The 21619-nt window shown below is 52.9% G+C and carries 17 protein-coding genes; 10 read left to right on the forward strand and 7 right to left on the reverse strand.

Annotated features, from left to right (window positions below):
* Nucleotides 1-65: 65 nt before the first annotated feature.
* The 3 genes from parE to QBD29_RS10020 all read left to right on the forward strand — a co-directional run bounded on the left by parE (nt 66) and on the right by QBD29_RS10020 (nt 3730).
* Nucleotides 66-2054, forward strand: coding sequence for a DNA topoisomerase IV subunit B (gene parE, locus QBD29_RS10010; protein ID WP_280097949.1), 1989 nt, complete (start codon nt 66-68; stop codon nt 2052-2054).
* 150 nt (nt 2055-2204) lie between these two features.
* On the forward strand, nt 2205-2876 hold the full coding sequence (locus QBD29_RS10015; RefSeq protein ID WP_280097950.1) for a hypothetical protein: 672 nt from the start codon (nt 2205-2207) through the stop codon (nt 2874-2876).
* A 176-nt stretch (nt 2877-3052) separates the two neighbouring features.
* Entirely contained in the window at nt 3053-3730 is a 678-nt protein-coding gene (locus QBD29_RS10020; RefSeq protein ID WP_280097951.1) for a hypothetical protein, read from the forward strand.
* Between the two features lie 41 nt (nt 3731-3771).
* Here the strand turns inward: QBD29_RS10020 and QBD29_RS10025 are convergent, their stop codons facing one another.
* Nucleotides 3772-4764, reverse strand: coding sequence for an Ldh family oxidoreductase (locus QBD29_RS10025; RefSeq protein WP_280097952.1), 993 nt, complete (start codon nt 4762-4764; stop codon nt 3772-3774).
* Nucleotides 4761-5855: a CaiB/BaiF CoA-transferase family protein gene (locus QBD29_RS10030; protein ID WP_280097953.1), complete on the reverse strand. Its 1095-nt coding sequence runs from the start codon at nt 5853-5855 to the stop codon at nt 4761-4763. Before QBD29_RS10030 ends, QBD29_RS10025 begins: the two co-directional genes overlap by 4 nt.
* Before the next feature lie 184 nt (nt 5856-6039).
* Here QBD29_RS10030 and QBD29_RS10035 point away from each other — a divergent pair, with 184 nt between their 5' ends.
* The gene (locus tag QBD29_RS10035; protein ID WP_280097954.1) at nt 6040-6594 is read left to right on the forward strand and encodes a lipid-binding SYLF domain-containing protein; all 555 of its coding nucleotides are present in this window, start codon (nt 6040-6042) and stop codon (nt 6592-6594) included.
* A gap of 52 nt (nt 6595-6646) precedes the next feature.
* Here the strand turns inward: QBD29_RS10035 and QBD29_RS10040 are convergent, their stop codons facing one another.
* Nucleotides 6647-8362, reverse strand: coding sequence for an extracellular solute-binding protein (locus QBD29_RS10040; protein ID WP_280097955.1), 1716 nt, complete (start codon nt 8360-8362; stop codon nt 6647-6649).
* Nucleotides 8363-8753: 391 nt separating this feature from the next.
* Here QBD29_RS10040 and QBD29_RS10045 point away from each other — a divergent pair, with 391 nt between their 5' ends.
* From QBD29_RS10045 to QBD29_RS10065, 5 genes are all read left to right on the forward strand, one after another.
* On the forward strand, nt 8754-9236 hold the full coding sequence (locus QBD29_RS10045) for an arsenate reductase ArsC (RefSeq protein ID WP_280097956.1): 483 nt from the start codon (nt 8754-8756) through the stop codon (nt 9234-9236).
* Nucleotides 9236-9892 carry an MIP/aquaporin family protein gene (locus QBD29_RS10050; RefSeq protein ID WP_280097957.1) on the forward strand — a complete coding sequence of 219 codons (657 nt, stop codon included), beginning with the start codon at nt 9236-9238 and terminating at the stop codon, nt 9890-9892. The genes QBD29_RS10045 and QBD29_RS10050 overlap by 1 nt, the downstream gene beginning before the upstream one ends.
* Before the next feature lie 41 nt (nt 9893-9933).
* A complete protein-coding gene (locus QBD29_RS10055) occupies nt 9934-11439 on the forward strand; it encodes an AMP-binding protein (RefSeq protein WP_280097958.1) in 1506 nt (501 codons plus the stop codon).
* Nucleotides 11436-12092: a DsbA family oxidoreductase gene (locus tag QBD29_RS10060; protein ID WP_280097959.1), complete on the forward strand. Its 657-nt coding sequence runs from the start codon at nt 11436-11438 to the stop codon at nt 12090-12092. The genes QBD29_RS10055 and QBD29_RS10060 overlap by 4 nt, the downstream gene beginning before the upstream one ends.
* 105 nt (nt 12093-12197) lie before the next feature.
* Complete coding sequence (locus QBD29_RS10065; protein ID WP_280097960.1) at nt 12198-13412, forward strand: multidrug effflux MFS transporter; 1215 nt, start codon at nt 12198-12200, stop codon at nt 13410-13412.
* On the opposite strand, the gene QBD29_RS10070 is transcribed toward QBD29_RS10065, so the two are convergent.
* The 3 genes from QBD29_RS10070 to QBD29_RS10080 form a co-directional block, all read right to left on the reverse strand.
* On the reverse strand, nt 13409-14500 hold the full coding sequence (locus QBD29_RS10070) for a Hint domain-containing protein (RefSeq protein ID WP_280097961.1): 1092 nt from the start codon (nt 14498-14500) through the stop codon (nt 13409-13411). The genes QBD29_RS10065 and QBD29_RS10070 overlap by 4 nt on opposite strands.
* A 106-nt stretch (nt 14501-14606) precedes the next feature.
* Nucleotides 14607-18053: a transcription-repair coupling factor gene (mfd, locus tag QBD29_RS10075; RefSeq protein WP_280097962.1), complete on the reverse strand. Its 3447-nt coding sequence runs from the start codon at nt 18051-18053 to the stop codon at nt 14607-14609.
* Nucleotides 18054-18095: 42 nt separating this feature from the next.
* Nucleotides 18096-18620: a component of SufBCD complex gene (locus QBD29_RS10080; protein WP_280097964.1), complete on the reverse strand. Its 525-nt coding sequence runs from the start codon at nt 18618-18620 to the stop codon at nt 18096-18098.
* 114 nt (nt 18621-18734) lie between these two features.
* Between QBD29_RS10080 and hemB the strand changes: the two genes are divergently transcribed.
* Entirely contained in the window at nt 18735-19748 is a 1014-nt protein-coding gene (gene hemB / locus QBD29_RS10085; RefSeq protein WP_280097966.1) for a porphobilinogen synthase, read from the forward strand.
* On the opposite strand, the gene QBD29_RS10090 is transcribed toward hemB, so the two are convergent.
* Entirely contained in the window at nt 19745-21556 is a 1812-nt protein-coding gene (locus tag QBD29_RS10090; protein ID WP_280097967.1) for an ATP-binding cassette domain-containing protein, read from the reverse strand. The two genes, hemB and QBD29_RS10090, sit on opposite strands and share 4 nt — an antisense overlap.
* Nucleotides 21557-21619: the final 63 nt, after the last annotated feature.

Below are 21619 nucleotides of genomic sequence, written 5' to 3' on the forward strand. Positions count from 1 at the left end.
TTGCGCCGCCCTGCCCCAAATGGTCTAATGCGGCCAACAATTGAGCCAGCAGGAATCGAGCAATCATGGCCGCAAGTGACCTTCTTTCAGGAGCTGAACCTGAGAAAAACGCCTATGACGCGTCTTCTATCCAAGTGTTGGAGGATATGGAGCATGTACGTTTGCGCCCGGGTATGTATATCGGGGGCACGGATGACCGCGCTTTGCACCATATGGTGGCCGAAATTGTCGATAACTCCATGGACGAGGCGGTCGCGGGCCACGCCAATTGGATTGAAATTGAGCTGAACGCAGATTTCAGCGTAACCGTGCGCGATAACGGGCGCGGTATCCCAGTTGATCCGCATCCCAAAGACCCGAGTAAATCGGCGCTCGAGATTATTTTTTGTACGCTGAATGCGGGCGGAAAGTTTTCGGGCGACAACTATGAAACCTCTGGTGGTTTGAACGGTGTTGGTTCGTCTTGTGTGAATGCGTTGTCTGATCATTTGCGGGTCGAAGTGGCACGCAACCGCGAGCTATTTGCCATGGAATTTAGCCGTGGCGTGCCCCAAGGGGCGTTGCAGAAGCTTGGGGCGACGAACAATCGGCGCGGTACAACTGTGACGTTTCATCCTGATCCTGAAATTTTTGGCGCAACGGCGAAATTGAAACCAAAACGCCTGTATGCCATGGCCAAATCTAAGGCGTATTTGTTTTCGGGTGTTGAAATTCGTTGGAAATGCGATGCAGCCTGTATTGGCAAAGACGATGACACGCCACTGACAGATAAATTCCACTTCCCCAATGGTTTGGCGGATTATCTGGCGGAGCGGTTGGAAGGGTCTAGCACCTATTCTGATAAGGCATTTGCTGGGCAGGTGAATTTTTCCGAAAAATTCGGTTCACAAGTTGTCGGCTCTGTGGATTGGGCGATCAACTGGACCCCATCACGCGATGCGTTCATGCAATCCTATTGTAACACGGTCCCAACGCCCGAAGGCGGCACCCATGAGGCGGGTTTTTGGGGCGCGGTGATGAAAGCGATCAAGGCGTATGGCGAATTGCTCGGCAATAAAAAGGCGGGCCAGATCAACCGTGACGATGTGATGGGCGGCGGGTGTGCGCTGGTGTCTGTTTTCATCCGCGAGCCAAAGTTTGTGGGCCAGACAAAGGATCGTTTGGCCACAGTCGAAGTGCAAAAATGGGTCGAGAATTCGGTTCGCGACCATTTTGACAACTGGCTGGCGGCAGATACCAAAGCGGCAGGTGCGATCCTTGATTACATGGTGCTGAAAGCCGAAGAGCGGATGCGCCGACGGGCCGAAAAAGAAACCGCACGGAAATCCGCTACGAAAAAGCTGCGTCTGCCAGGTAAATTGGTGGATTGTACCAACAAAGACCGCACTGGAACCGAGTTGTTCATCGTAGAGGGCGACTCTGCGGGGGGATCAGGCAAAGGCGCGCGAGATCGTAAGACGCAGGCTTTGTTGCCGTTGAAGGGTAAAATCCTGAACGTTTTGGGTGCGGCCAGCGGCAAGTTGATGTCAAACCAAGAAATCAGTGATCTGTGCGAAACGCTGGGCGTTGGCATGGGGACCAAATTTAACCTTGATGATCTGCGGTATGAAAAAATCATCATCATGACCGATGCCGATGTGGATGGAGCGCATATTGCGGCCCTGTTGATGACGTTCTTCTTTACCCAAATGCGCCCACTGGTGGATGGGGGGCATTTGTATTTAGCGTGTCCGCCGCTGTTCAAGCTCGTTCAAGGGTCCAAAACCGTGTATGTTCTGGATGAAGTGGAACGGGATGAATTGCTGGAAAAAGGCATTGGTGGTCGTGGTAAGATCGACGTGTCCCGTTTTAAGGGTTTGGGTGAAATGAATGCGGTGGATTTGAAAGAAACCACCATGAACCCCATGACGCGCAAATTGATCCGCGTGTCCGTTGATGACGATGAACCAGGGGAAACATCTGATCTGGTAGAACGTTTGATGGGGAAAAAACCAGAGTTGCGGTTCGAATACATCCAGCAAAACGCGCAGTTCGTCGAAGAGCTGGACCTGTAAATCGGCGAGAAAAGAACGGTGGTGTTGCGGGCTTTCAACTTAATGGGGTAAATTCGCCACAGTTTTTTGCGTGCATTTCCCATCTGTTGCCCAATTTTTGCCGAAAACGGCGGTCATCTTTCTGCAAAGATCAAAAATAACGAGCATAAGATGACACTTCGTATTTCCAAAATCGCCCTCGCTGCTGCCATGACTTTTGCTTTTGCAGGGCCAAGCCTTGCCGAAGACACAGAGCCAACGCTCCCAGAAAAGACGATGGCTGAAACCTTCGCTGGTTGGAGCAAAGATCAATTCACCTTTGATGCAATGGTGAGCAACCAGCGCCGTTCGCGCCCTGATTTCCAATTTAAGATCGACAACACGCGGTATCAGGTTCTGTTTGACGCGGGTCGTCAAAAACGCAATGCGATCCTTGATTGTCTTGAACTGGCCGATTCCTGCGAGATCAAGGGCACAGCGTTTATGCTGTTCAAAGATGGTCGGATGCAGATGAATGTGACTGATATCAACTGGTTGGCCGTTCCTGCGGTCGATTTTGATGAAAAGGCCGCCCGCCTGCACCGTTGCTACAAATACGCAAGCCGTGATCGGAAGAAGTTTTCAGGTATTGTCGAAGCAAAGCTGAGCATTGATGATCTGGAACGCCGTCAGGGGTATACGTTGGAACCTATTGCACCACGGGAAATTGGGCGTGGGTTTGAAATGCTGGAAGATGCCGTTCACAACTGCATGGGTTCGCGGTTCCGTTTGCCAGTGGGCGATTATACGGTGAAGCTCTATACCCAAAGCGGCGAAACTTTCATCGATTATCTCGACGAATAACAGGCTGTTTGGCTGATCGGGATTACCTAGGGTAGTTGTGCGCAAGATTTGATGCGATCACAATTTCTCTATCGGCCAAAAGATGCTCAAAAGTCCCTTTATTTCCTGACAATTGCCGCTTATTTTCGCGGCTTGTCCGTTGGGGGCAAAGGACAACTGCTGCAAGGATACTTTGGATGAAAGTTTGTTTGATTTTGGGGGGCTTGGCTGCTGCTGCGACGCTTGCTCCTGCTTCGGTTGGTGCTGAAACGCTGAATTGGCGCAACAGCTGTGATCGTTGGGAACATATCCCTGCAAGCGAGTCCTTGGACAGTCCAGAAACAGCTTTGTTGTTTTGCAGCAATGACGCCGATCAAAAATGGCTGGCATTGCAGGTGCATTGTGATGTGTCTGTGCCAACCATGGTGATCCGGTACCGCCCAGGGTTTGATTTTGAACCCCCTGTCATTGCACAAGAAATCGAAAGCGGCACGGAAGGTGGCGATCAGTTAAGCGCCGAAGATCGCGAAGCCGCCGCATTGGTTGCAGCGATCCCTTATAACGACAGCGGAATTCGCACAGAGCCAAACGCCATTGGTGGGCCAACGGAAATGGTGTTCATGGATTTTCGGTCCTTTGGATACACCAATGTTGCCAATTTTGACGACAGTACCAATGACTGGACGTTTGTTGAAAAACAGCCGCTGTCCCCTGTGTTCAGCCGCATGGTGTCTGGCAATTTTGCCGATATCAAACTGCTGGCCTATGACAAAACGGAACGGTTTCCATTGCGCGGATCAAGCAAAGCCCTGCGTCCTGTTATCGAAGTTTGCCGTATCGCAAAACGAGAAGCAGACCGTGCAGCGAAGAATTAAACCCGTTTGAATTCAATGTGTTCAAACGGGTTCTTTAAGCATTAAGCCTGTGCGAGCTTTTGGGTGTTTTCCCACAGTGTTGCATCGATGGAAACTTCGCTTGGCAACACCCGCTGCGACCCGGGTAGGCGTGCGCCTTCTTGTTCTGCAACGGCATCTGATACACGTGCCAAACGGTCGTAAAACGCGTCGCCGGCGAATGTGGTCGGGTCCACAAGGAAATAGAACTGCCCCAAATCATGTGGGGGGCCGTCTGGCAGTTTCAGCCCTTTCACATCCAAGGAGTTAACAGAACCCGTGAGCGCGGCGGCCAATACTTCGACCATGAGACCAAAGCCCCAACCTTTGTAGCCCCCTGTGGACACAAGCGAGCCTTTGAGAGCAGCTTTGGGATCGGTGGTTGGCGTGCCGTGTTCATCCACAGCCCAGCCGAGCGGAATATCTTCGCCAGCGGCCGCGGCCATTGTGATCTTGCCCAAAGCAATGGCGGACGTGGACTGGTCAAACTGAAACGCCAGACCGCCCTGCTTAGCTGGAACAGACAAAGCCATCGGGTTGGTTCCAAGCACAGCTTTGTTCCCACCCGGAGGTGAAACAACGGCAGAGGCGTTGGTAAATCCAAGGCCGATCAATCCCGCATCTGCGATTTGTTCAGTGAAATATCCCAAAGACGTACAAGTATGCGAATGGGCCACCGCAAAGCTGGCTGTGCCCATATCATGCGCAGTTTCAAGGGCCGTGGACAGCCCTTTGGCAAAGGCTGGCTGGGCAAAGCCAAGTTTGGCATCAACCAGAACAGAGGCGGGTTTGGGTTTGGACACCACGGGATCAACCGTTCCGTTCACCCGCCCCGATGCCAACTGTGTGCAATAGCTTTCCAGGTAATAAAGCCCGCAGATCAAGTTGCCTGTGGCTTCTGCTTTGCGCACGGCTTTGGCAACTTCGGCGGCGATCCAAGGGGCCGCGCCGTGTTTGATCAGTGCATCGGCAGATGTTTTTTCGATGAGGTCGAGGGATACAGTGGTTTTGGTCATTTTGACTGCCATCTTTCAAGAACAGAGGAAACGTTTAAGGGAACAGATTGTGATGCGGGTTGAATAGCACCTGGGGTGCGGGACAAATGCGGTGTTGGGCGCGGTTGCACAACATTTTCATGTGTTTCAAACAGGTTACGTGCGGTGTTGTGGGGGTCTTTGAAGGCTTCGGCGATGGTTAAAACGGGGGCAAAACACGTGTCGGTCCCGTGTAACAGCGCCGTCCATTCATCGCGGGATTTGGTTTTGAAAATCTGCGCGAATGTGTCTTTGACTGCTGGCCAAGTGCTGCGATCCATTTGGGTTGTTTTTAACGTGGGGTCCGCGCAAATGCGATCCACCAGTTCGGCGTAGAACTTGGGTTCAATCGCGCCAATGGCCACGTGACCGCCGCACGCCGTTTGGTAAACGTTGTAAAATGGGGCTGCCCCATCGAGGATGTTTGTTTCGCGCGCGTCAGTCCATGCGTTTCCTTGGGTCATCGCATACATCATCGACATCAGATGCGCGGTGCCATCGGTAATAGCGGTATCCACCACCTGCCCGGCCCCTGAACGGGACGCTTCTAACAATGCGCACACAATGCCGTAGGCTAGATAAATGCCACCGCCGCCAAAATCCCCCACGAGGTTTAGCGGAATTACCGGCGTGTCTGCTGGTCCGATGGCATGCAATGCGCCTGACAACGCGATATAGTTGATGTCATGTCCCGCTGCGTGGGCCAAAGGCCCCGTTTGACCCCATCCTGTCATGCGACCGTACACAAGTTTTGGATTTCGCGCCAACATCGGGTCTGGGCCCAAGCCCAAACGCTCCATTACGTTGGGGCGCATGCCTTCAATCACAGCATCCGCAGATGCGATAAGGTTCTGAGCCGTTTCGATATCGGTTGGATTTTTCAGGTCCAGTTCAATGAACCCTCGGCTGCGGTCTAAAATATCGTATTTCAGCCCCATTAGGTGTTGCAGGTTTGGACGCTGAATGCGGATCACCTCGGCCCCCATATCCGCCAGTGACATGGCGGCAAATGGAGTTGGGCCAAGCCCAGCAAATTCAACAATTTTGATGCCGTGAAGTGGACCGTTAGACATCTGATCATCCCCTGTGATTGCAAGGTTCACTACGGTTTTTTAGACAATAAGCAAGGTTAATGTGGGAAAAATCGCCGATTTGCCAATGGACGCTGCGCAAATAGATGACAGCTGCGACAAAGGCGTGTAAGGAAAGATCAATGTCGGCAAAAGATCGACGCAGCAGTTTTACAGGAGACATCCCATGACTGGATGGAGCAGACGCGCATTTATGGCGAGCGCAGCAGCAGGCGGATTGAGCGCTTGTGCAGGTGGCACAAACAGCCGAGCCAGATTTACAATCGACGAAAAAGTAGCAGGCGCCGTGCAGCAAATGCACAGTGAGTTGCCTTTTACGCGCCAACTGATGGATGATGCGGCAGGTGTTTTGGTTATTCCAACCGTGACCAAAGCGGGCCTAATCATCGGCGGGTCCTACGGCGAAGGGTCGCTTTTGATTGGCGAGGCCCCAGTTGATTACTATTCCGTCGGGGCAGCCAGTTACGGTTTGCAGGCAGGCGGTCAGCAATATTCTTCCGCGTTGTTCTTTATGGACAGCGAACACTTGCAGAAATTCCGCTCTCGTCCGGGTTGGACATTGGGTGCAGATGTTGAATTTACGGTTTTGGACAATGCCAAAGCGGCGGGTGTGGACAACAACACCATCGACGAAGCGGTTTATGCGGTTGTGTTCAACCAAGCGGGTATTCTGGTGGGCGTGTCCATCGAAGGATCCAAGTACACGCGGATCGTACGTTAACCCTGCCCTACATTGCCAAGAGAATTCAGGCCTTTGGGATCATCCCAAGGGCCTATTTTTTGTCGTCATACCACCAGACATCAGGCAAGAATCCAGACCAATCCCCATAGGCGGGTAAAGTGCTGGGGTATCTTAGCCGCGCGTCGTGGGCGATGTTGCTGACGTCTGAGTACCAAATCGGGATCACATACCGCCCTGCTGTGAGCGCACGATCCAAAGCGCGAACGTTGGCCTGAAACGTTTCTGTGTCCCGTGCTTCGAGCATTTGGGAAATGGAGGTTTCAACGGCGGGACTGTTAACGCCCATATAATTGCGTGTGCCCGGCTCAGTGACCCCTGCACTGCCCCAATAAAGCGTTTGTTCGTTACCAGGCGACAGGGACATGTAGCGTTTGTAATGGGCCATTTCGAAATCATAGGTTTTCATGCGCTGGCGGTGTTGGACGGAATCCACCAGCTTTATCGTCGCCTTGATCCCCAACCGTTCCAGCGCATCCACATAGATGTTCATGATGGCTTCGTTTTCAGTGGCGGTGTTTTTCAGCAGAATTTCGAAAGTGAACGGCGTACCTTCGGCATTTTGCAAGACACCGTCCTTGATCACCCAGCCTGCATCGTTGAGCAATTTGCGCGCTTTGCGCAGGTTTTTACGGTTGCGAGGTGTTCCATCTGATTTTGGCAAAGCGTAGCCAGTCAACGCATCCGCTGGAAGCGTATCGGCAAATGGTGTGAGGACATCAGCCACTTTGCCCGTTGCGGGCCCGTTTTGCATCGACAGAACCGAGTTTGAAAAATAGCTGGTGACGCGGGGCAATGTGCCCCCGTTTAAAGTTTGATTGATAAATTCAAAGTTAAACGCATGGATCATTGCGTCACGCACACGGATGTCGGCAAATTTTGGATCGCGGGTGTTCATTACAAACCCAACCATCCCTGATGGACGCTGGTGCGGGATTTCAGATTGGACCATCCGCCCTTCGGCAATGGCGGGAAAATCATAAGAATTGGTCCAACGTTGCGCGTTGCCTTCGCGGTAGATCGAAACGGAGCCTGCTTTGAACACCTCAAAGATCACCGCGTTGTCGATGTAATAGTCGTATTTGATGGTATCAAAGTTATCGAACCCCGCCTTTAGGCCAAGGTTTTTGCCCCAATAATCGGGATTGCGTTCAAAGGTAATAAAGCGGCCAGGTTCCAGATTGCCGATAACGTAGGGTCCAGAACCTGTGATTTGATCCAGAGAACTGTCTTCGAAATTGCGCCCTTCCCAATCGGCTTTGCGCAGAATTGGGCGCAGGCCAAGGATCAGCGGCAGTTCGCGATCTTGGATGTTGAAGGTAAAGGTAACTGACCGTGGACCCGTTTGTTCGGCTTTGGCAATTTTTTTCCATGCAAAACTGTAGCGCGGATGCCCTTTGGTCCCCAAAGTTTCAAACGACCAAAGAACGTCTTCAACAGTAACAGGATCCCCATTTGAAAATCTGGCCTCTTCACGCAGGGTGAAGGTGACAAAACTGCGGGCGTCATCTGTTTCGACGGTTTCGGCCAACAACCCATAAAGAGAGAAGCTTTCATCATAGCTGCGCCCCATGAGCGATTCCACCACATGGGTGCGAATGCCGTAAGGGGCTGTGCCTTTTAGGATGTAAGGGTTGAGCGAATCGTAGCTGCCAGATTCGGATAAAGTGACCGTTCCTCCCTTTGGTGCGGTCGGATTCGCGTAGGGCAGCGCCTTGAACCCCTTTTCAAGGGCAGGTTTACCGTACATTGCAAGGCCATGTTGCGGCGATGCCAAGGCAGTTTGTGGTAGAAGAAAGGCCATTGACGCCACAATGGAAACAATAGCAGACGCGCGGTGGGATGGTCGTGTCATCGGTGCAACAATAGCCTCGTGTTTTTGTGTTTTTCTATATGTATCAAGCCTGTCTGGGAAATACTTCATTTTTTTACTTGGCGTGTGAGGCGCGAAATTGTATAACAACTTTACTGCTCGATAGGTTTCTTGCCTGTATGAAACCTGCCTCAATAACTTAACGCCCTCCTTGTGAGGGCGTTTTTTTTTGCTGTATGTAAATTCACATCTGAGCGTGGTTCCGACTTTGCCCTTTGTACGTTGGTTAATGAAGGGTTAGCTCCGCAAAAATGGGGAATATAACGAAATGAATGTTTTGGTTCTGTGTACTGGAAACTCCGCACGGTCAATTTTGCTCGAATCGATTCTGTCACATTGCAGCGATGGGCGGATTTCAGCGTATTCAGCGGGGTCGCACCCTGCGGGCAAGGTCAATCCAGGGGCTTTGGCACAATTAAAAGCGGTTGGATTGCCCGACACAGGGTATTCATCGAAAAACTGGGACGTTTTTGCCAAACCCAATGCCCCAGAAATGGATTTGGTTGTCACCGTGTGCGGAAATGCGCGCGATGAAACCTGTCCTGTCTGGCTTGGGGCGCCTGTTTCAGCCCATTGGGGTGTGGATGACCCTGCCCTTGTAACGGAACCACACGCTGCGGTAGTTGACGCCTTTTCAAAGGCTTATGATGAACTGCGAAAGTACGCGGATGCCTTTCTTTCCCTAAAGTTTGAGGATATGGATCGCCAATCTTTGCAAAAAGCCGTCAACACAATCGGAGAGATGTCGTAATGCAGCGTTTATTGGCCGAAGGATTGGGAACTGCGTTTCTGCTCGCCACGGTGATCGGATCGGGCATCATGGGGGAAACCCTTGCGGATGGGAACACTGCGATAGCGTTGTTGGGGAACACGCTGCCAACGGGCGCAATCCTTGTTGTTTTGATCACTATCTTTGGGCCGATTTCGGGTGCGCATTTCAACCCTGCGGTCACATTGGCGTTTTATCTGCGCAAGGAAATCACGCTGCATGAAGGGGCTGGCTTCATCATCGTACAAATCATTGGAGGCTTGCTGGGGGTATGGGCGGCCCATCTGATGTTCGATCTGGACGTGTTGCAAGTTTCGCAAAAGATGCGCGCAGGGCCAGCGCAGGGGTTTTCTGAACTTATCGCGAGTTTTGGTTTGGTGCTGATCATTTTTGGCGGCATTCGCCATAAACCCGATGCGGTGCCAATGCTGGTCGGGCTTTATATCACTGCAGCCTATTGGTTCACGGCCTCTACCAGTTTTGCCAACCCTGCTGTGACCATCGCGCGGATGATGAGCGATACGTTTGCAGGCATTACCCCTGCTAGTGCGCCATTGTTTATTGCGATGCAGATTATCGGTGCGGTGGCGGCATTTGCCGTGGCAAAGGTGTTGTTTCCGAACGATCCTGCGGATTGATCCCACTTGCAGTGGGAATTACAGCACGATAGCGGTGGGGCATGACCCAACTGTCCATCTTCCAGAACGGAGCCCCAGAGCCCTGCCCTGATCCATTTAACCTTGCTGATTATGTTCTGGCGGCTGGTGACAATGGTGCCATTGCGCTTGAGGTGTTTGGCGAAACGGTTGAACGCTGGCGATATGCAGATTTGCGTGATGCGGTATGGCGCACGGCGGGCGGATTGCTCGATCTGGGGCTGAAGGATGGGGACAATTTGCTGTTGCGGGTCGGCAATGATCCTGCGTTTCCTGTGCTGTTTTTGGCCGCCATTGCAGTGGGGGTCGTGCCTGTACCTACATCCTCCCTGTTAACCGAGGCTGAGACCCGTCACATCGTTTCCGAACTGCGCCCTGCCATGGTGGCCTTTGCAGGTGGATTGGACCCACTTTCAAATCTGGGCGTGCCCGTGTTGGATGCAAAGGGCGTGGCGCAGTTGCGCGCATCAGACCCTGCCAGCCCTGTTTTCGGGTCGCCTGACCGTCTGGCCTATATGATCTATACGTCCGGAACATCGGGCAAACCCCGTGCGGTGATGCACGCGCATCGTGCGGTTTGGGCGCGGCGCATGATGTGGGAGGGTTGGTATGGCCTGCGGTCGGATGACAAAATGCTGCACGCAGGGGCGTTTAACTGGACGTACACCATGGGCACGGGATTGATGGACCCTTGGGCCATCGGGGCCACGGCGATGGTGTATACAGGGCCGCCAGATCGCCAAGTGTGGGGGCGATTGGTGCAAGATCATCAAGCCACCATTTTTGCCGCCGCCCCTGGTGTGTATCGCCAGATCGTCGAAACGGGGGCCGATGGGTTTGACACCCTGCGCCATGGTCTGAGTGCAGGTGAAAAGATGCCCCAATCCGTGAAAAGCGCATGGGAAAGCCAAACGGGCAAACCCGTGTTTGAAGCATTGGGCATGAGTGAAGTGTCCACATTTGTATCTGCATCCCCAAAGGTGGCTCACAAATCTGGTACTTCGGGCAAGGCGCAAAATGGTCGGCATTTGGCGGTGTTGGATGAAAACGGTCCGGTTCCTGTTGGTGCATCTGGGGTTCTGGGCATTCACAAATCCGATCAAGGTTTGATGCTTGGGTATTTCGAACAACCCAACGAAACGGCTGCGAAATTCCAAGGGGATTGGTTTTTGACGGGCGATACCGTGTCGATGGATGAAGATGGGTATGTGACCTATCTGGGGCGTGATGACGACATGATGAACGCAGGCGGGTATCGTGTGTCCCCTATGGAAGTTGAGGCCGCCATGATGCAAGCCACGGGTGTCACACAGGCCGCCGCTGCTGAGGTTGAAGTCCGCGAAAACGTGCGTGTTATTGCTGGGTTTTTCGTGGCCGACACAGATTTGAGCGATGAACTGAGCGAAATTTGCGCCCAGACACTGGCCAAATACAAAAGGCCGCGTATGTTTGTGAAAATGGATGCGTTACCGATGGGCGCGAACAACAAAATTCAGCGCAAAAAGCTGCGTGATTGGACCCCGACATGACCAAACTAGATATCATTTCCGACCCGATTTGCCCGTGGTGCTATATCGGGAAAACCAAACTGGATCGCGCGCTGGAAAAGCACCCAGAACATGATTTTGTGATCGAATGGCACCCGTTTCAATTGAACCCTGAAATGCCCGCCGAGGGCATGGATCGACGCGAATATCTGGAAGCTAAGTTCGGCGGTAAAGAGGGTGCGGTTAAGGTGTATGGCGCGATTGCGCAGGCTGCCGAGGCCGCAGGAATCGAGATCAATTTTGAAGGGATCGAACGCACACCAAGCACGTTAAATGCGCATCGCCTGCTGCATTGGGCTGCTCTTGAAGGCAAGCAAAACGCCGTGGTGGATCGTCTGTTCAAAGCGTATTTCCGCGAAGGTCAGGACATATCAGATCATGACACGTTAATTGACATTGCCACTGGTGCGGGCATGGATGCAGATGTAACCCGCCGTCTGTTGGAAAGCGACGCGGATGTCAAAGACATCCAAGACCGCGACGCATCTGCACGGGAGCGCGGCGTGTCTGGCGTGCCGTGTTTTGTCATTGGAAATCATTATGTCGTACAAGGCGCCCAAGACACCGCACTGTGGGAAAAGGTCATAAACGAGCTATCCGACGCCCATGACAAACCTGCCAGCCCTGCGGGATGATTATCGGGCATTTGCCATCTGGCTATATCCTTGGCCGAGTTCTGCCTGTCGGTATACTTATCGGTGTGATTGGCATAGCTACTTTATTTTTTAAAGGCAGGCGTCATGGGTAAAAAGCTTTCTATTGCAGAGTTCATCGTGCTGATTGCGTTCATGTTCTCGCTTATTGCTTATGCCACAGATGCAATGCTGCCTGCGTTCGAGCAAATTGCATCCGATCTGAACACAGCAAATGTAAGCCGCGTGCAGTTGATCATCGCGACATTCTTCTTGGGTACGGGAATCGGGCAATTGCTGGCGGGGCCGCTGTCGGACACGTTGGGGCGTAAGCCTGTAATCCTAGGCGGAATTGGTATTTTCATTGCATCGAGCGTTTGGGCCTATGCCACACAGTCCATAGAAATGCTTTTGGTGGCTCGATTTGTCCAAGGACTGGGTATTTCCGCGCCGCGCACGGTTGGAATGGCTATGGTGCGCGACATGTATGCGGGGCGGCAAATGGCCCGTGTGGTTTCGTTGGCGATGATGTTGTTTGTGCTGGTGCCAGGTGTTGCGCCCCTGTTTGGGCAATATTTGATGCTGAACTTTGGCTGGCGGTCGATCTTTTTATCTTGTGTGGTGTTGGGTCTGATGGTTTGCCTATGGCTGTGGGTGCGCCAAGAGGAAACCTTACGCGTGGAAAAGCGCAAGGCGTTTCGCTGGATGGTGTTGATCGAAGGCTGGCACGAACTGCGCAAATCACGCCGTGCAATCATGTCGGTCATAACGCTTTGTTTCGCCTATTCGTTCATCTTTGCTTATCTCAGCAGTGCGCAGCAGGTATTTGTGGATTGGCTTGGCGTGGGAGAAGCCTTTCCGCTGTATTTCGGGATCATTGCAGTAATTTCGGGGGCTGCTGGGGCCTTAAACGCGGCGCTGGTGGTGCGATTGGGCATGTGGTTGCTCAGCTCCATTGGGATGCTGATTATCTTTGTGTGTTCCATGGCCACAGGCACAGTGATCTGGGCGGGATGGGTTGATGGACCCGCGCTGTTGTATCTGTTTTTAGGCTGGTCGATTATGATGTTCTTTGTGTCAGGGCTGGTGTTCACAAACTTGAATGCCATGGCTATGGAACCCATGGGGCATATCGCAGGGACAGCCAGTGCGCTCATCGGTGCCATTTCCACCATTGGCAGCATGGTTTTGGTTATCCCCATCGGGCAAATGTACAACGGCACGGGAATGCCACTAATTTTTGGTGTGGGGGCCTGCGCCGGCGTTGGATACATGCTGAATAAATGGAACCCGCGCGAGTTGGACGCAGATTTGAGCCGTTAAACCAAAAGAGCGGCTTCTTTGGGGCGCAGCATGTGGCGGGCTTTGTATCCATATCCGCCTAAATTGCTGCGCAATTCAGGGAAGATTTCGAACACTTCTTCACGGCTTTCAGCAGACAGCATATCAAGACTTTCATCACCCAAATACAGGCTCTCGGCCCACATTCCGTTAGATTGGATCAACGCGTGCTGATCCAAGAGGATGTGGAAATAGGTGACAGCCCGATCGGTGCTTTGATACACAAAATCGGATCCGATGAAACTTTTGGCCAGTGCCAGAACTTCGTCTTGGGCGAAATACAGTGTGTTTTTCCAGCTATCGTTCAAAATGGCGTGGTTTGGCGACAGTTTGATGTCCCGCATCGGAATATTGTGGCCGAAGGCATGCGCCTTGATCGTGATTGGCTGTAAATGCGCGTGCGTTTGATCCATCTGAGCAAAGTGGCGTTGCCCGATCCAGCGAATGGTTTGCAAGCCAGCGTCTTTGGTGATGACACGGTCCCCAATGGCCAAACTTTGAACAGAGCGTTCGCCGCGATCTGTTAGGATCATCGTGCCTTGAGTGAAACAGATATAACTACTGCCCGGATCAGGTGAGGTATTGGTTGTGTAGGTTCCACCCGGCTGACGCTCAAGTGAGGTTACACCGTTTTGCTGGCCCGTGGTGTCGAGGTTTTCGCTCGCGACCCCAGCAAAGGGATCGCCTGAATTTGTGGAAACCGTGTAGTCATTTCCAAAGGAGTAAAGCCCATAGGTTTCCCCCGTCACCGAATTATAAAGACCAACCGCATCTTGCGCATGAAGGCGGATCGTATCGCCGTTTTCGCTGGTGCCAAATGTATAGTGTAAAACACCATCATCGTCGTTTCCGTCGTTGTCCGTGTCTTCGGTATAAAGCAGGCCATCGTTTGTAACGGCATAGATATCAGACGCAGCGGGGGACGCAGTGGTAGAGCCGTTATGAGTGCGATCATAGATCACCATCACAAGATTTTCGGGATCGGGATAGTCGTCAGGAATGCGTATCTCGACCATGTCGAGAGTCCCAGACCCTAGATATTTGATTTCTGAAATGACTGGATCAGCCATACGACCTGCCTCTGCTACCAAAATCGCAGATAGGCACCATTCATGGCATTTTTAAGACTTTTGCCGCAATTCCCCTTAGGGTTGTGACAAAAATGCCGAAAATCCGTTACTTTTGTTTTGCATGAACGGCCAAATCGCGGGCAATGATATAGGCGCCCTTGATTTTGGTTTCGTCTTTGTCCCAGTCACGGCGCACGATAATTTTGTTGTCTTTCACTTTAGCTGTGCCGCGCTGTTCTTGAAGATATTCCACCAAACCCGCAGGATTTGCGAATTTGTCGTTGTGGAATTGGATCACCGCGCCTTTTGGTCCGCCGTCCAATTTTGCAATCCCTGCCCGTTTACACATGCCTTTCACGCGCACGATTTTCAGCAATGTGTTCACCTCGGATGGCAGTTTGCCAAAACGGTCAATCAATTCAGCGGCAAAGCCTTCGAGTTCGACCTTTGTGGACAGAGATGATAGGCGACGATAGAGGCCAAGCCGTACATCAAGGTCGGGAACAAAGGCTTCAGGGATCAAAACAGGTACGCCAAGGTTGATTTGTGGAGACCAGCTGTCCGTGTCCGTGAGCCCTTCCATGCCGCCGGCCTGCATCTTGGCAATCGCTTCTTGCAGCATTTCTTGATATAACTCGAAACCCACTTCGCGCACATGGCCCGATTGATCGTCGCCCAGCAAGTTACCTGCCCCACGAATATCGAGATCTTGGGACGCCAGCGTAAAACCTGCCCCAAGACTGTCGAGTGAGCCGAGCACACGGAGGCGTTTTTCTGCATTCGGGGTCAGCGGTTTGCGAGGTTTGGTTGTTAGATACGCATAGGCGCGGGTTTTGGAGCGCCCGACCCTGCCCCTGATTTGATACAGCTGAGACAGGCCGAACATATCAGCGCGGTGGATAATCATCGTGTTCGCGGTTGGGATATCCAGACCGCTTTCGACAATCGTGGTGGCCAGCAACACATCGTATTTACCGTCATAAAACGCGTTCATGCGATCATCGAGTTCGCCTGCAGCCATCTGGCCGTTTGCGGTGATAAAGGTGACTTCGGGTACTTGGGTTTTGAGGAAGTCTTCGATTTCTGGCAGATCAGAAATACGCGGCACAACAAAGAACGATTGTCCGCCGCGATAATGTTCGCGCAGCAGGGCTTCACGCAGGGTGACGGTGTCAAATTCGGAAACATAAGTGCGGATGGCAAGGCGATCCACAGGCGGTGTGCCGATGATTGACAATTCTCGCACACCAGACAGGGACATTTGCAAGGTGCGTGGGATTGGCGTGGCCGTCAGCGTGAGGACGTGAATGTCAGAACGCAGTTGTTTCAGGCGTTCTTTGTGGTTCACGCCGAAATGCTGTTCTTCGTCCACAATTAGCAGGCCAAGGTTGGCAAATTTGATGTTTTTGGCCAACAACGCGTGGGTCCCGATAACAATTTCCACACCCCCATCACGCATGCCGTTTTTGGTTAATTCGGCATCTTTGGCAGACACAAAGCGAGACAGTTGACGCACGCGAATTCCTGTGTTGCGAAACCGTTCAGCGAACGATTTGTAATGCTGACGAGCGAGCAAAGTGGTTGGGGCCACGATGGCAACCTGAGTGCCAGCAGAGGCTGCAACGAATGCCGCGCGCAGGGCCACTTCGGTTTTGCCAAAGCCTACATCGCCGCAAACCAGACGGTCCATCGGTGTGCCGCTGGCCATATCCCCAAGCACGTCTTCGATGGCATGTAGCTGATCATCTGTTTCCACATAAGGGAAACGCGCACAGAATTTATCCCACGCATCAACGGGGGGCTCCATGATCTCTGCCTTGCGCAGCGCTCGTTCGGCGGCGATGCGGATCAATTTGTCCGCCATGTCGCGGATGCGTTCTTTTAGTTTGGCCTTTTTAGCCTGCCACGCCCCGCCGCCCAAACGATCCAGCAACCCTTCTTCGTGGCCATAGCGGCTGAGAAGTTCGATGTTTTCAACGGGCAAATACAGACGATCATTGTTGGCGTATTCCAAAAGAATACAGTCATGAGGCGCCCCTGCGGCGGTCACTGTTTCTAAGCCGCGATACCGCCCAATGCCGTGATCAAGATGCACAACCAAGTCACCGGGCGACAAGGATTGTGCTTCGGTTAGGAAGTTTTCGGCCCGCCGTTTGCGCCGTGGTCCACGGATCAGGCGATCCCCAAGAACGTCTTGTTCAGAAACAACGGTCAACCCTTTGGCTGTGAACCCCTGTTCCAGCGGCCACACAGCAAGAGAAATTGAGTTATCGTTCGCCACATCAGAAAAGTTACCGATGTTGGTTGCGCCGTTTACATCCTGATCGGCCAACAGACCCGACAATCGTTCGCGTGCCCCTTCTGAAAAGCTTGCAACGATGACTTTGCCATCTTTTTGTTTGGTGCGCAGATGATCCGCGAGCGAACCAAACAGGCTGATGTCTTCTTGTTGGCGCTCTGGTGCGAATGACCGCCCCAGTCGCCCTCCCGCGTCCGTGGTGTTTGGTCCCGAGCCCTGTGGCAGCACGGAAAAGGTTTTGACGGTTCGGTCTTCCAAACAGGCAGTGAATGCGGTGTCGTTTAGGTAAAGCAGGTCTGGTGGGCAGGGTTTATACACGCTGTCCATGCGGGATTTGTTGCTCAGCGCTTCGAGCCGCGCGTCGTATTGATCGGCGATGCTGTCCCAGCGAGACAGGCGCATTTGTGTGGCGCGATCATCCATGAAAATCTGCGCATCGGGCAGATAATCGAACAATGTGTCCATGGTTTCGTGAAAGAATGGGGCCCAATGTTCGATCCCTTGGTGTTTACGCCCTGCGGATACCGCTTCGTACAAGGGGTCATCTGTGCCAGCCGCGCCAAATTCGATGCGATAGTTTTGGCGAAAACGTTGGATGGAAGGCTCGTCCAGGATCACTTCGGACACCGGGGCGAGTTCCAGTTTGCTGAGTTTTTCGGTGGTGCGCTGCGTGGCGGCATCAAAACGGCGCGCTCCATCGAGCACATCGCCAAACAAATCGAGCCGCACAGGGCCGCTTTCCCCCGGAGGATAAACGTCGATCAGCCCCCCGCGAATGGCAAAATCACCAGGTTCTGCAACGGTTGGTGCTTTGACAAACCCCATGCGGGCGAAAAAGTTTCGCAGAGCGGTCTCGTCGATCTGACGGCCCACCTCGGCCACAAAACTGGCAGATTTAAGCGTGTCACGGGCTGGCACGCGCTGCATTGTGGCGCTGACGGTCGTGAGCAGAATGAAAGGTTTATTAAACCCTGCTGCCAAGGTGGCCAACACAGCCATGCGGGCGGCAGAGATTTCGGCATTTGGGCTGACCCGATCATAGGGCAGACAATCCCAAGCGGGGAACACGAACACAGGAATTTCTGGCGCAAAAAATTGCAGTGCCGTCTGCATGGCAGCAAGGCGCGCGTCATCGCGCGACACATGCAAAATCGGTTTGTTGTGCGTTGTTAATGCTTGCGCCAAAATATGGGCATCAAACCCTTCGGGTGCGCCGCCAATTGTGCTGTGATTATTGTTGTACTGCTGTGCCATTGAGCGGATTTAGCGCAGCCACCCCCATGCGACAAGCAGAGTTTACAGACCCGCCGCGTAAGGCGAGAACAAAGTCTGCGACACGCCCCAGAATGCTGCGAAAAAGATCGACAACGCGCCAATCGCCTGTTTCACGCGCCGATGCCAAACGTAGGCCTTGATCAGGCGGTCTCCGTGCATATCTTCATCGCGCAACCGCTGGGCCAAATGCACCGAAAGCGCGGACACAATGGTCAGCGGAAACACCAGCAAAAACACCGCCTGCATCATCTGAATGTCAAAATAGAACCCCAGCATGAACACCGTGGCAAGCAAAAACGCGGCACTGGCGGTTAAGAACACACTGTTGGCTTCGAATACGGCCAAGGTTTTGCGCACATTGATCGCCATTTGCGTTTCCAGATCCAACAAGTGCTGGTCCCCAATCGCATTTGCGTTGCGCACGTCTTCGTAAGGAACGCCAAGAGTCCAGTGAGTCGTACGAGTCCAAACCACAGCAAAAACAATCCAGTACCAAATACTGGCAAAGCTGCGAGAGCCGATCACCTCTTCGTAAAACCCTTCCATTTGGGGTCCTTTGTCACTGCGTTCGGGGGTTGGTAAATCATTGCGTCGAAAATTCCAATTGAAGTTTACAGGTTTTATGGCGCATTTAGGAGACGAATGAGTAAGGTGAGCAAAATGGCAGTGACCCCAGCCCCGTTTCCCATGTCCCGCCCCCGTCGAAACCGACGCACGGATTGGATGCGCGATCTGACGCGCGAAAACACTTTGACGGCCCATGATCTGATTTGGCCGATCTTTGTGCGTGACGGCGATGATGTAGTAGACCCCATCGACAGCATGCCAGGCGTGAACCGTTTGAGCATTTCACGGGCCGTTGAAGCGGCCAATGACGCAGCGAATTTAGGCATTCCAGTTGTGGCGCTTTTTCCTTACACCGATCCATCGATAAAAACACCTGGTGCAGAGGAAGCCTGGAACCCTGAGAACCTCGTCAATCGGGCGACCCGCGCGATTAAACAGCAGGTGCCTGACATCGGTGTGATGCTGGATGTGGCGCTCGATCCATATAATTCCGATGGTCACGATGGGCTGGTGCGCGATGGTGTGATCCTGAACGACGAAACACTGATGGCGTTGGAACAACAAGCCTTGGTGCAGGCAGAGGCTGGTGCCGATATCCTTGGCCCGTCTGATATGATGGACGGACGTATCGGTGTGATCCGCCGCGCGTTAGAACAGAATGATTTCCCTGACACAGCGATTATGGCTTATTCCGCGAAATACGCGTCGGCGTTTTATGGCCCGTTTCGCGATGCAGTTGGGGCGTCTGGGGCGCTGAAAGGCGATAAAAAGACGTACCAGCTGGACCCGGGCAATACAGATGAAGCCCTGCGCATGGTTGCGCGGGATCTGGATGAAGGTGCGGATATGGTCATGGTGAAACCAGGCATGCCGTATTTGGATATCTGTCAGCGCGTTTCATCCGAATTTGGCGTGCCGACCTATGCCTATCAGGTGTCCGGCGAATACGCGATGATTTCAGCCGCAGGGCAAAACGGCTGGATCGACCGCGAAAAGGCCATGATGGAAAGCCTGCTGGCGTTCAAACGCGCGGGCTGTTCGGGGATTTTGAGCTATTTTGCCTTGGAGGTGGCGCAAATGATGGCGGATGAGGCGCGGCTCGGTTAAGTACCGAGCTTTTCCTCAAGTTCTAGCCATTCCATTTCAGCGGCCTCAAGTGCGTCTTGCCGCTCTGTCAGCGCTTCTGTGGCTTTCTGAAATTTCACGGGTGCTGTGGTGTAAAGCTCTGGATCAGACAGATATTTCGTCAGTTTGGCGATCTCTGCCTCAAGGCGCTCAATCACCGCTGGCAGTTCTTTCAAGCGGTGTTCTTCCTTGAAGGTCGCTTTTGGTTTTTGCGCCTTGGGTTTGGCTGATTTTTCGCCTTTTTTGGGTTTAGCTTGTTCTTTTGACGTGGCTTTTGCAGTGCCTTTGCGTTGTGTTTGGTAATCTGTCCACCCGCCCGCATAGACGGTGGCTTGGCCGTCCCCTTCCATCACAATGGATGTGGTGGCCACACGGTCCAAAAAATCCCGATCGTGGCTGACGAGCAAAACGGTACCATCGTAATCGTCCAAAATCTCTTGCAACAGGTCGAGCGTTTCCACATCCAGATCGTTGGTGGGTTCATCCAGCACCAGAAGATTGCTTTCCTTGGCCATCAAACGGGCCAGCAAAAGCCGTGCTTTTTCACCCCCTGACAGGGCCGAAACAGGACCGCGCGCTTGATTTTCGTTGAACAAGAATTCTTTAAGGTAACCCACAACGTGTTTGGGCGTGCCACGCACCATGATTTGGTCGTTTTGCCCTGAAACGCCGAGTTCTTTGTCTTCGGTGAGGCTGTCCCAAAGGCTGACTTTTGGGTCGAGCGCGGATCGGTTTTGGTCAAAGATCGCAGGGATTAGGTTTGTGCCAAGTTTCACATCCCCGGTGTCCGGCGCGAGCTTACCCGTTAACATGTTAAGAAGCGTGGTTTTCCCGACACCGTTTGGCCCGATCATAGCAATGCGCTCCCCCCGCGCCACACGGATGGAAAAATCTGTGACGATGGTTTTGTCGTCAAAGGTTTTGGAAATGTTGTTTGCCTCTATCACGCGTTTGCCTGATTTTTGACCGCTGTCAAAAACCATCGCCGCGGGGCCGGCCCGTTTAATCTGCGATGCGCGTTGATCTTTCAACTCGCCCAAACGGCGCACGCGCCCTTGGTTTCGTTTGCGCCGTGCGGAAATACCCTCGACTGCCCAACGGGCCTCTGCCTTGATCAAACGGTTCAGTTTGTGGCGCTGCATGTCTTCTTCATCAAAGGTCTTGTCGCGCCATTCTTCAAAGCCCTCAAACCCTTTGGGGTTTTGGCGCACAATCCCACGATCCACCCACATGGTATCGCGCGTCAATGAGCGTAAAAATGCGCGGTCGTGTGAAATCAGGATGAACGCATCGCGCGTTTGGCGCAGGTGATCTTCGAGCCATGCAATCGCTTCGATATCCAAATGGTTGGTTGGTTCGTCCAGCAACATCAGGTCAGGCGCTTCGGCCAAGATCTTGGCCAATGCGGCGCGGCGGCGCTCACCGCCTGATGCGGCTTGTGGTGTTTGATCGGGATTGAGCTTTAACCCTTCGGCAGCCATTTCGACCTTATATTCTTCGCCCTGCTGCAGACCAGACATGGCGAAATCGCCCAAGGTTGCAAAATCCGAAAGGTCAGGATGTTGATCCATATAGCCAATCGACATGCCCGGTTGCACAAACCGATTGCCGCTGTCTGGCTCCACGATCCCCGCGATCACCTTTAACAGTGTTGATTTGCCCGACCCATTGCGCCCCACAAGGCAAGTTCGTGCGCCTTCGTGAACGGTTGCATTCACCCCTTCAAACAAAGGGTTGCCGCCAAAAGTCAGCATGATATCGGAAAGGGTCAGGATCGGTGGATTTGCCATACCGCCCCTATCGTGTATGCGCATTGCGCCGTCAAGAGCAGGACGCTAGGTTCTGATCAAAGC

The sequence above is a fragment of the Amylibacter sp. IMCC11727 genome (genome assembly GCF_029854195.1).
Taxonomy (GTDB): domain Bacteria; phylum Pseudomonadota; class Alphaproteobacteria; order Rhodobacterales; family Rhodobacteraceae; genus Amylibacter.

Coding starts and splice junctions, on each gene's coding strand:
- parE (WP_280097949.1), top strand. CDS start 66: ATGGCCGCAAGTGACCTTCTTTCAGGAGCTGAACCTGAGAAAAACGCC.
- QBD29_RS10015 (WP_280097950.1), top strand. CDS start 2,205: ATGACACTTCGTATTTCCAAAATCGCCCTCGCTGCTGCCATGACTTTT.
- QBD29_RS10020 (WP_280097951.1), top strand. CDS start 3,053: ATGAAAGTTTGTTTGATTTTGGGGGGCTTGGCTGCTGCTGCGACGCTT.
- QBD29_RS10025 (WP_280097952.1), bottom strand. CDS start 4,764: ATGACCAAAACCACTGTATCCCTCGACCTCATCGAAAAAACATCTGCC.
- QBD29_RS10030 (WP_280097953.1), bottom strand. CDS start 5,855: ATGTCTAACGGTCCACTTCACGGCATCAAAATTGTTGAATTTGCTGGG.
- QBD29_RS10035 (WP_280097954.1), top strand. CDS start 6,040: ATGACTGGATGGAGCAGACGCGCATTTATGGCGAGCGCAGCAGCAGGC.
- QBD29_RS10040 (WP_280097955.1), bottom strand. CDS start 8,362: ATGTACGGTAAACCTGCCCTTGAAAAGGGGTTCAAGGCGCTGCCCTAC.
- QBD29_RS10045 (WP_280097956.1), top strand. CDS start 8,754: ATGAATGTTTTGGTTCTGTGTACTGGAAACTCCGCACGGTCAATTTTG.
- QBD29_RS10050 (WP_280097957.1), top strand. CDS start 9,236: ATGCAGCGTTTATTGGCCGAAGGATTGGGAACTGCGTTTCTGCTCGCC.
- QBD29_RS10055 (WP_280097958.1), top strand. CDS start 9,934: ATGACCCAACTGTCCATCTTCCAGAACGGAGCCCCAGAGCCCTGCCCT.
- QBD29_RS10060 (WP_280097959.1), top strand. CDS start 11,436: ATGACCAAACTAGATATCATTTCCGACCCGATTTGCCCGTGGTGCTAT.
- QBD29_RS10065 (WP_280097960.1), top strand. CDS start 12,198: ATGGGTAAAAAGCTTTCTATTGCAGAGTTCATCGTGCTGATTGCGTTC.
- QBD29_RS10070 (WP_280097961.1), bottom strand. CDS start 14,500: ATGGCTGATCCAGTCATTTCAGAAATCAAATATCTAGGGTCTGGGACT.
- mfd (WP_280097962.1), bottom strand. CDS start 18,053: ATGGCACAGCAGTACAACAATAATCACAGCACAATTGGCGGCGCACCC.
- QBD29_RS10080 (WP_280097964.1), bottom strand. CDS start 18,620: ATGGAAGGGTTTTACGAAGAGGTGATCGGCTCTCGCAGCTTTGCCAGT.
- hemB (WP_280097966.1), top strand. CDS start 18,735: ATGGCAGTGACCCCAGCCCCGTTTCCCATGTCCCGCCCCCGTCGAAAC.
- QBD29_RS10090 (WP_280097967.1), bottom strand. CDS start 21,556: ATGGCAAATCCACCGATCCTGACCCTTTCCGATATCATGCTGACTTTT.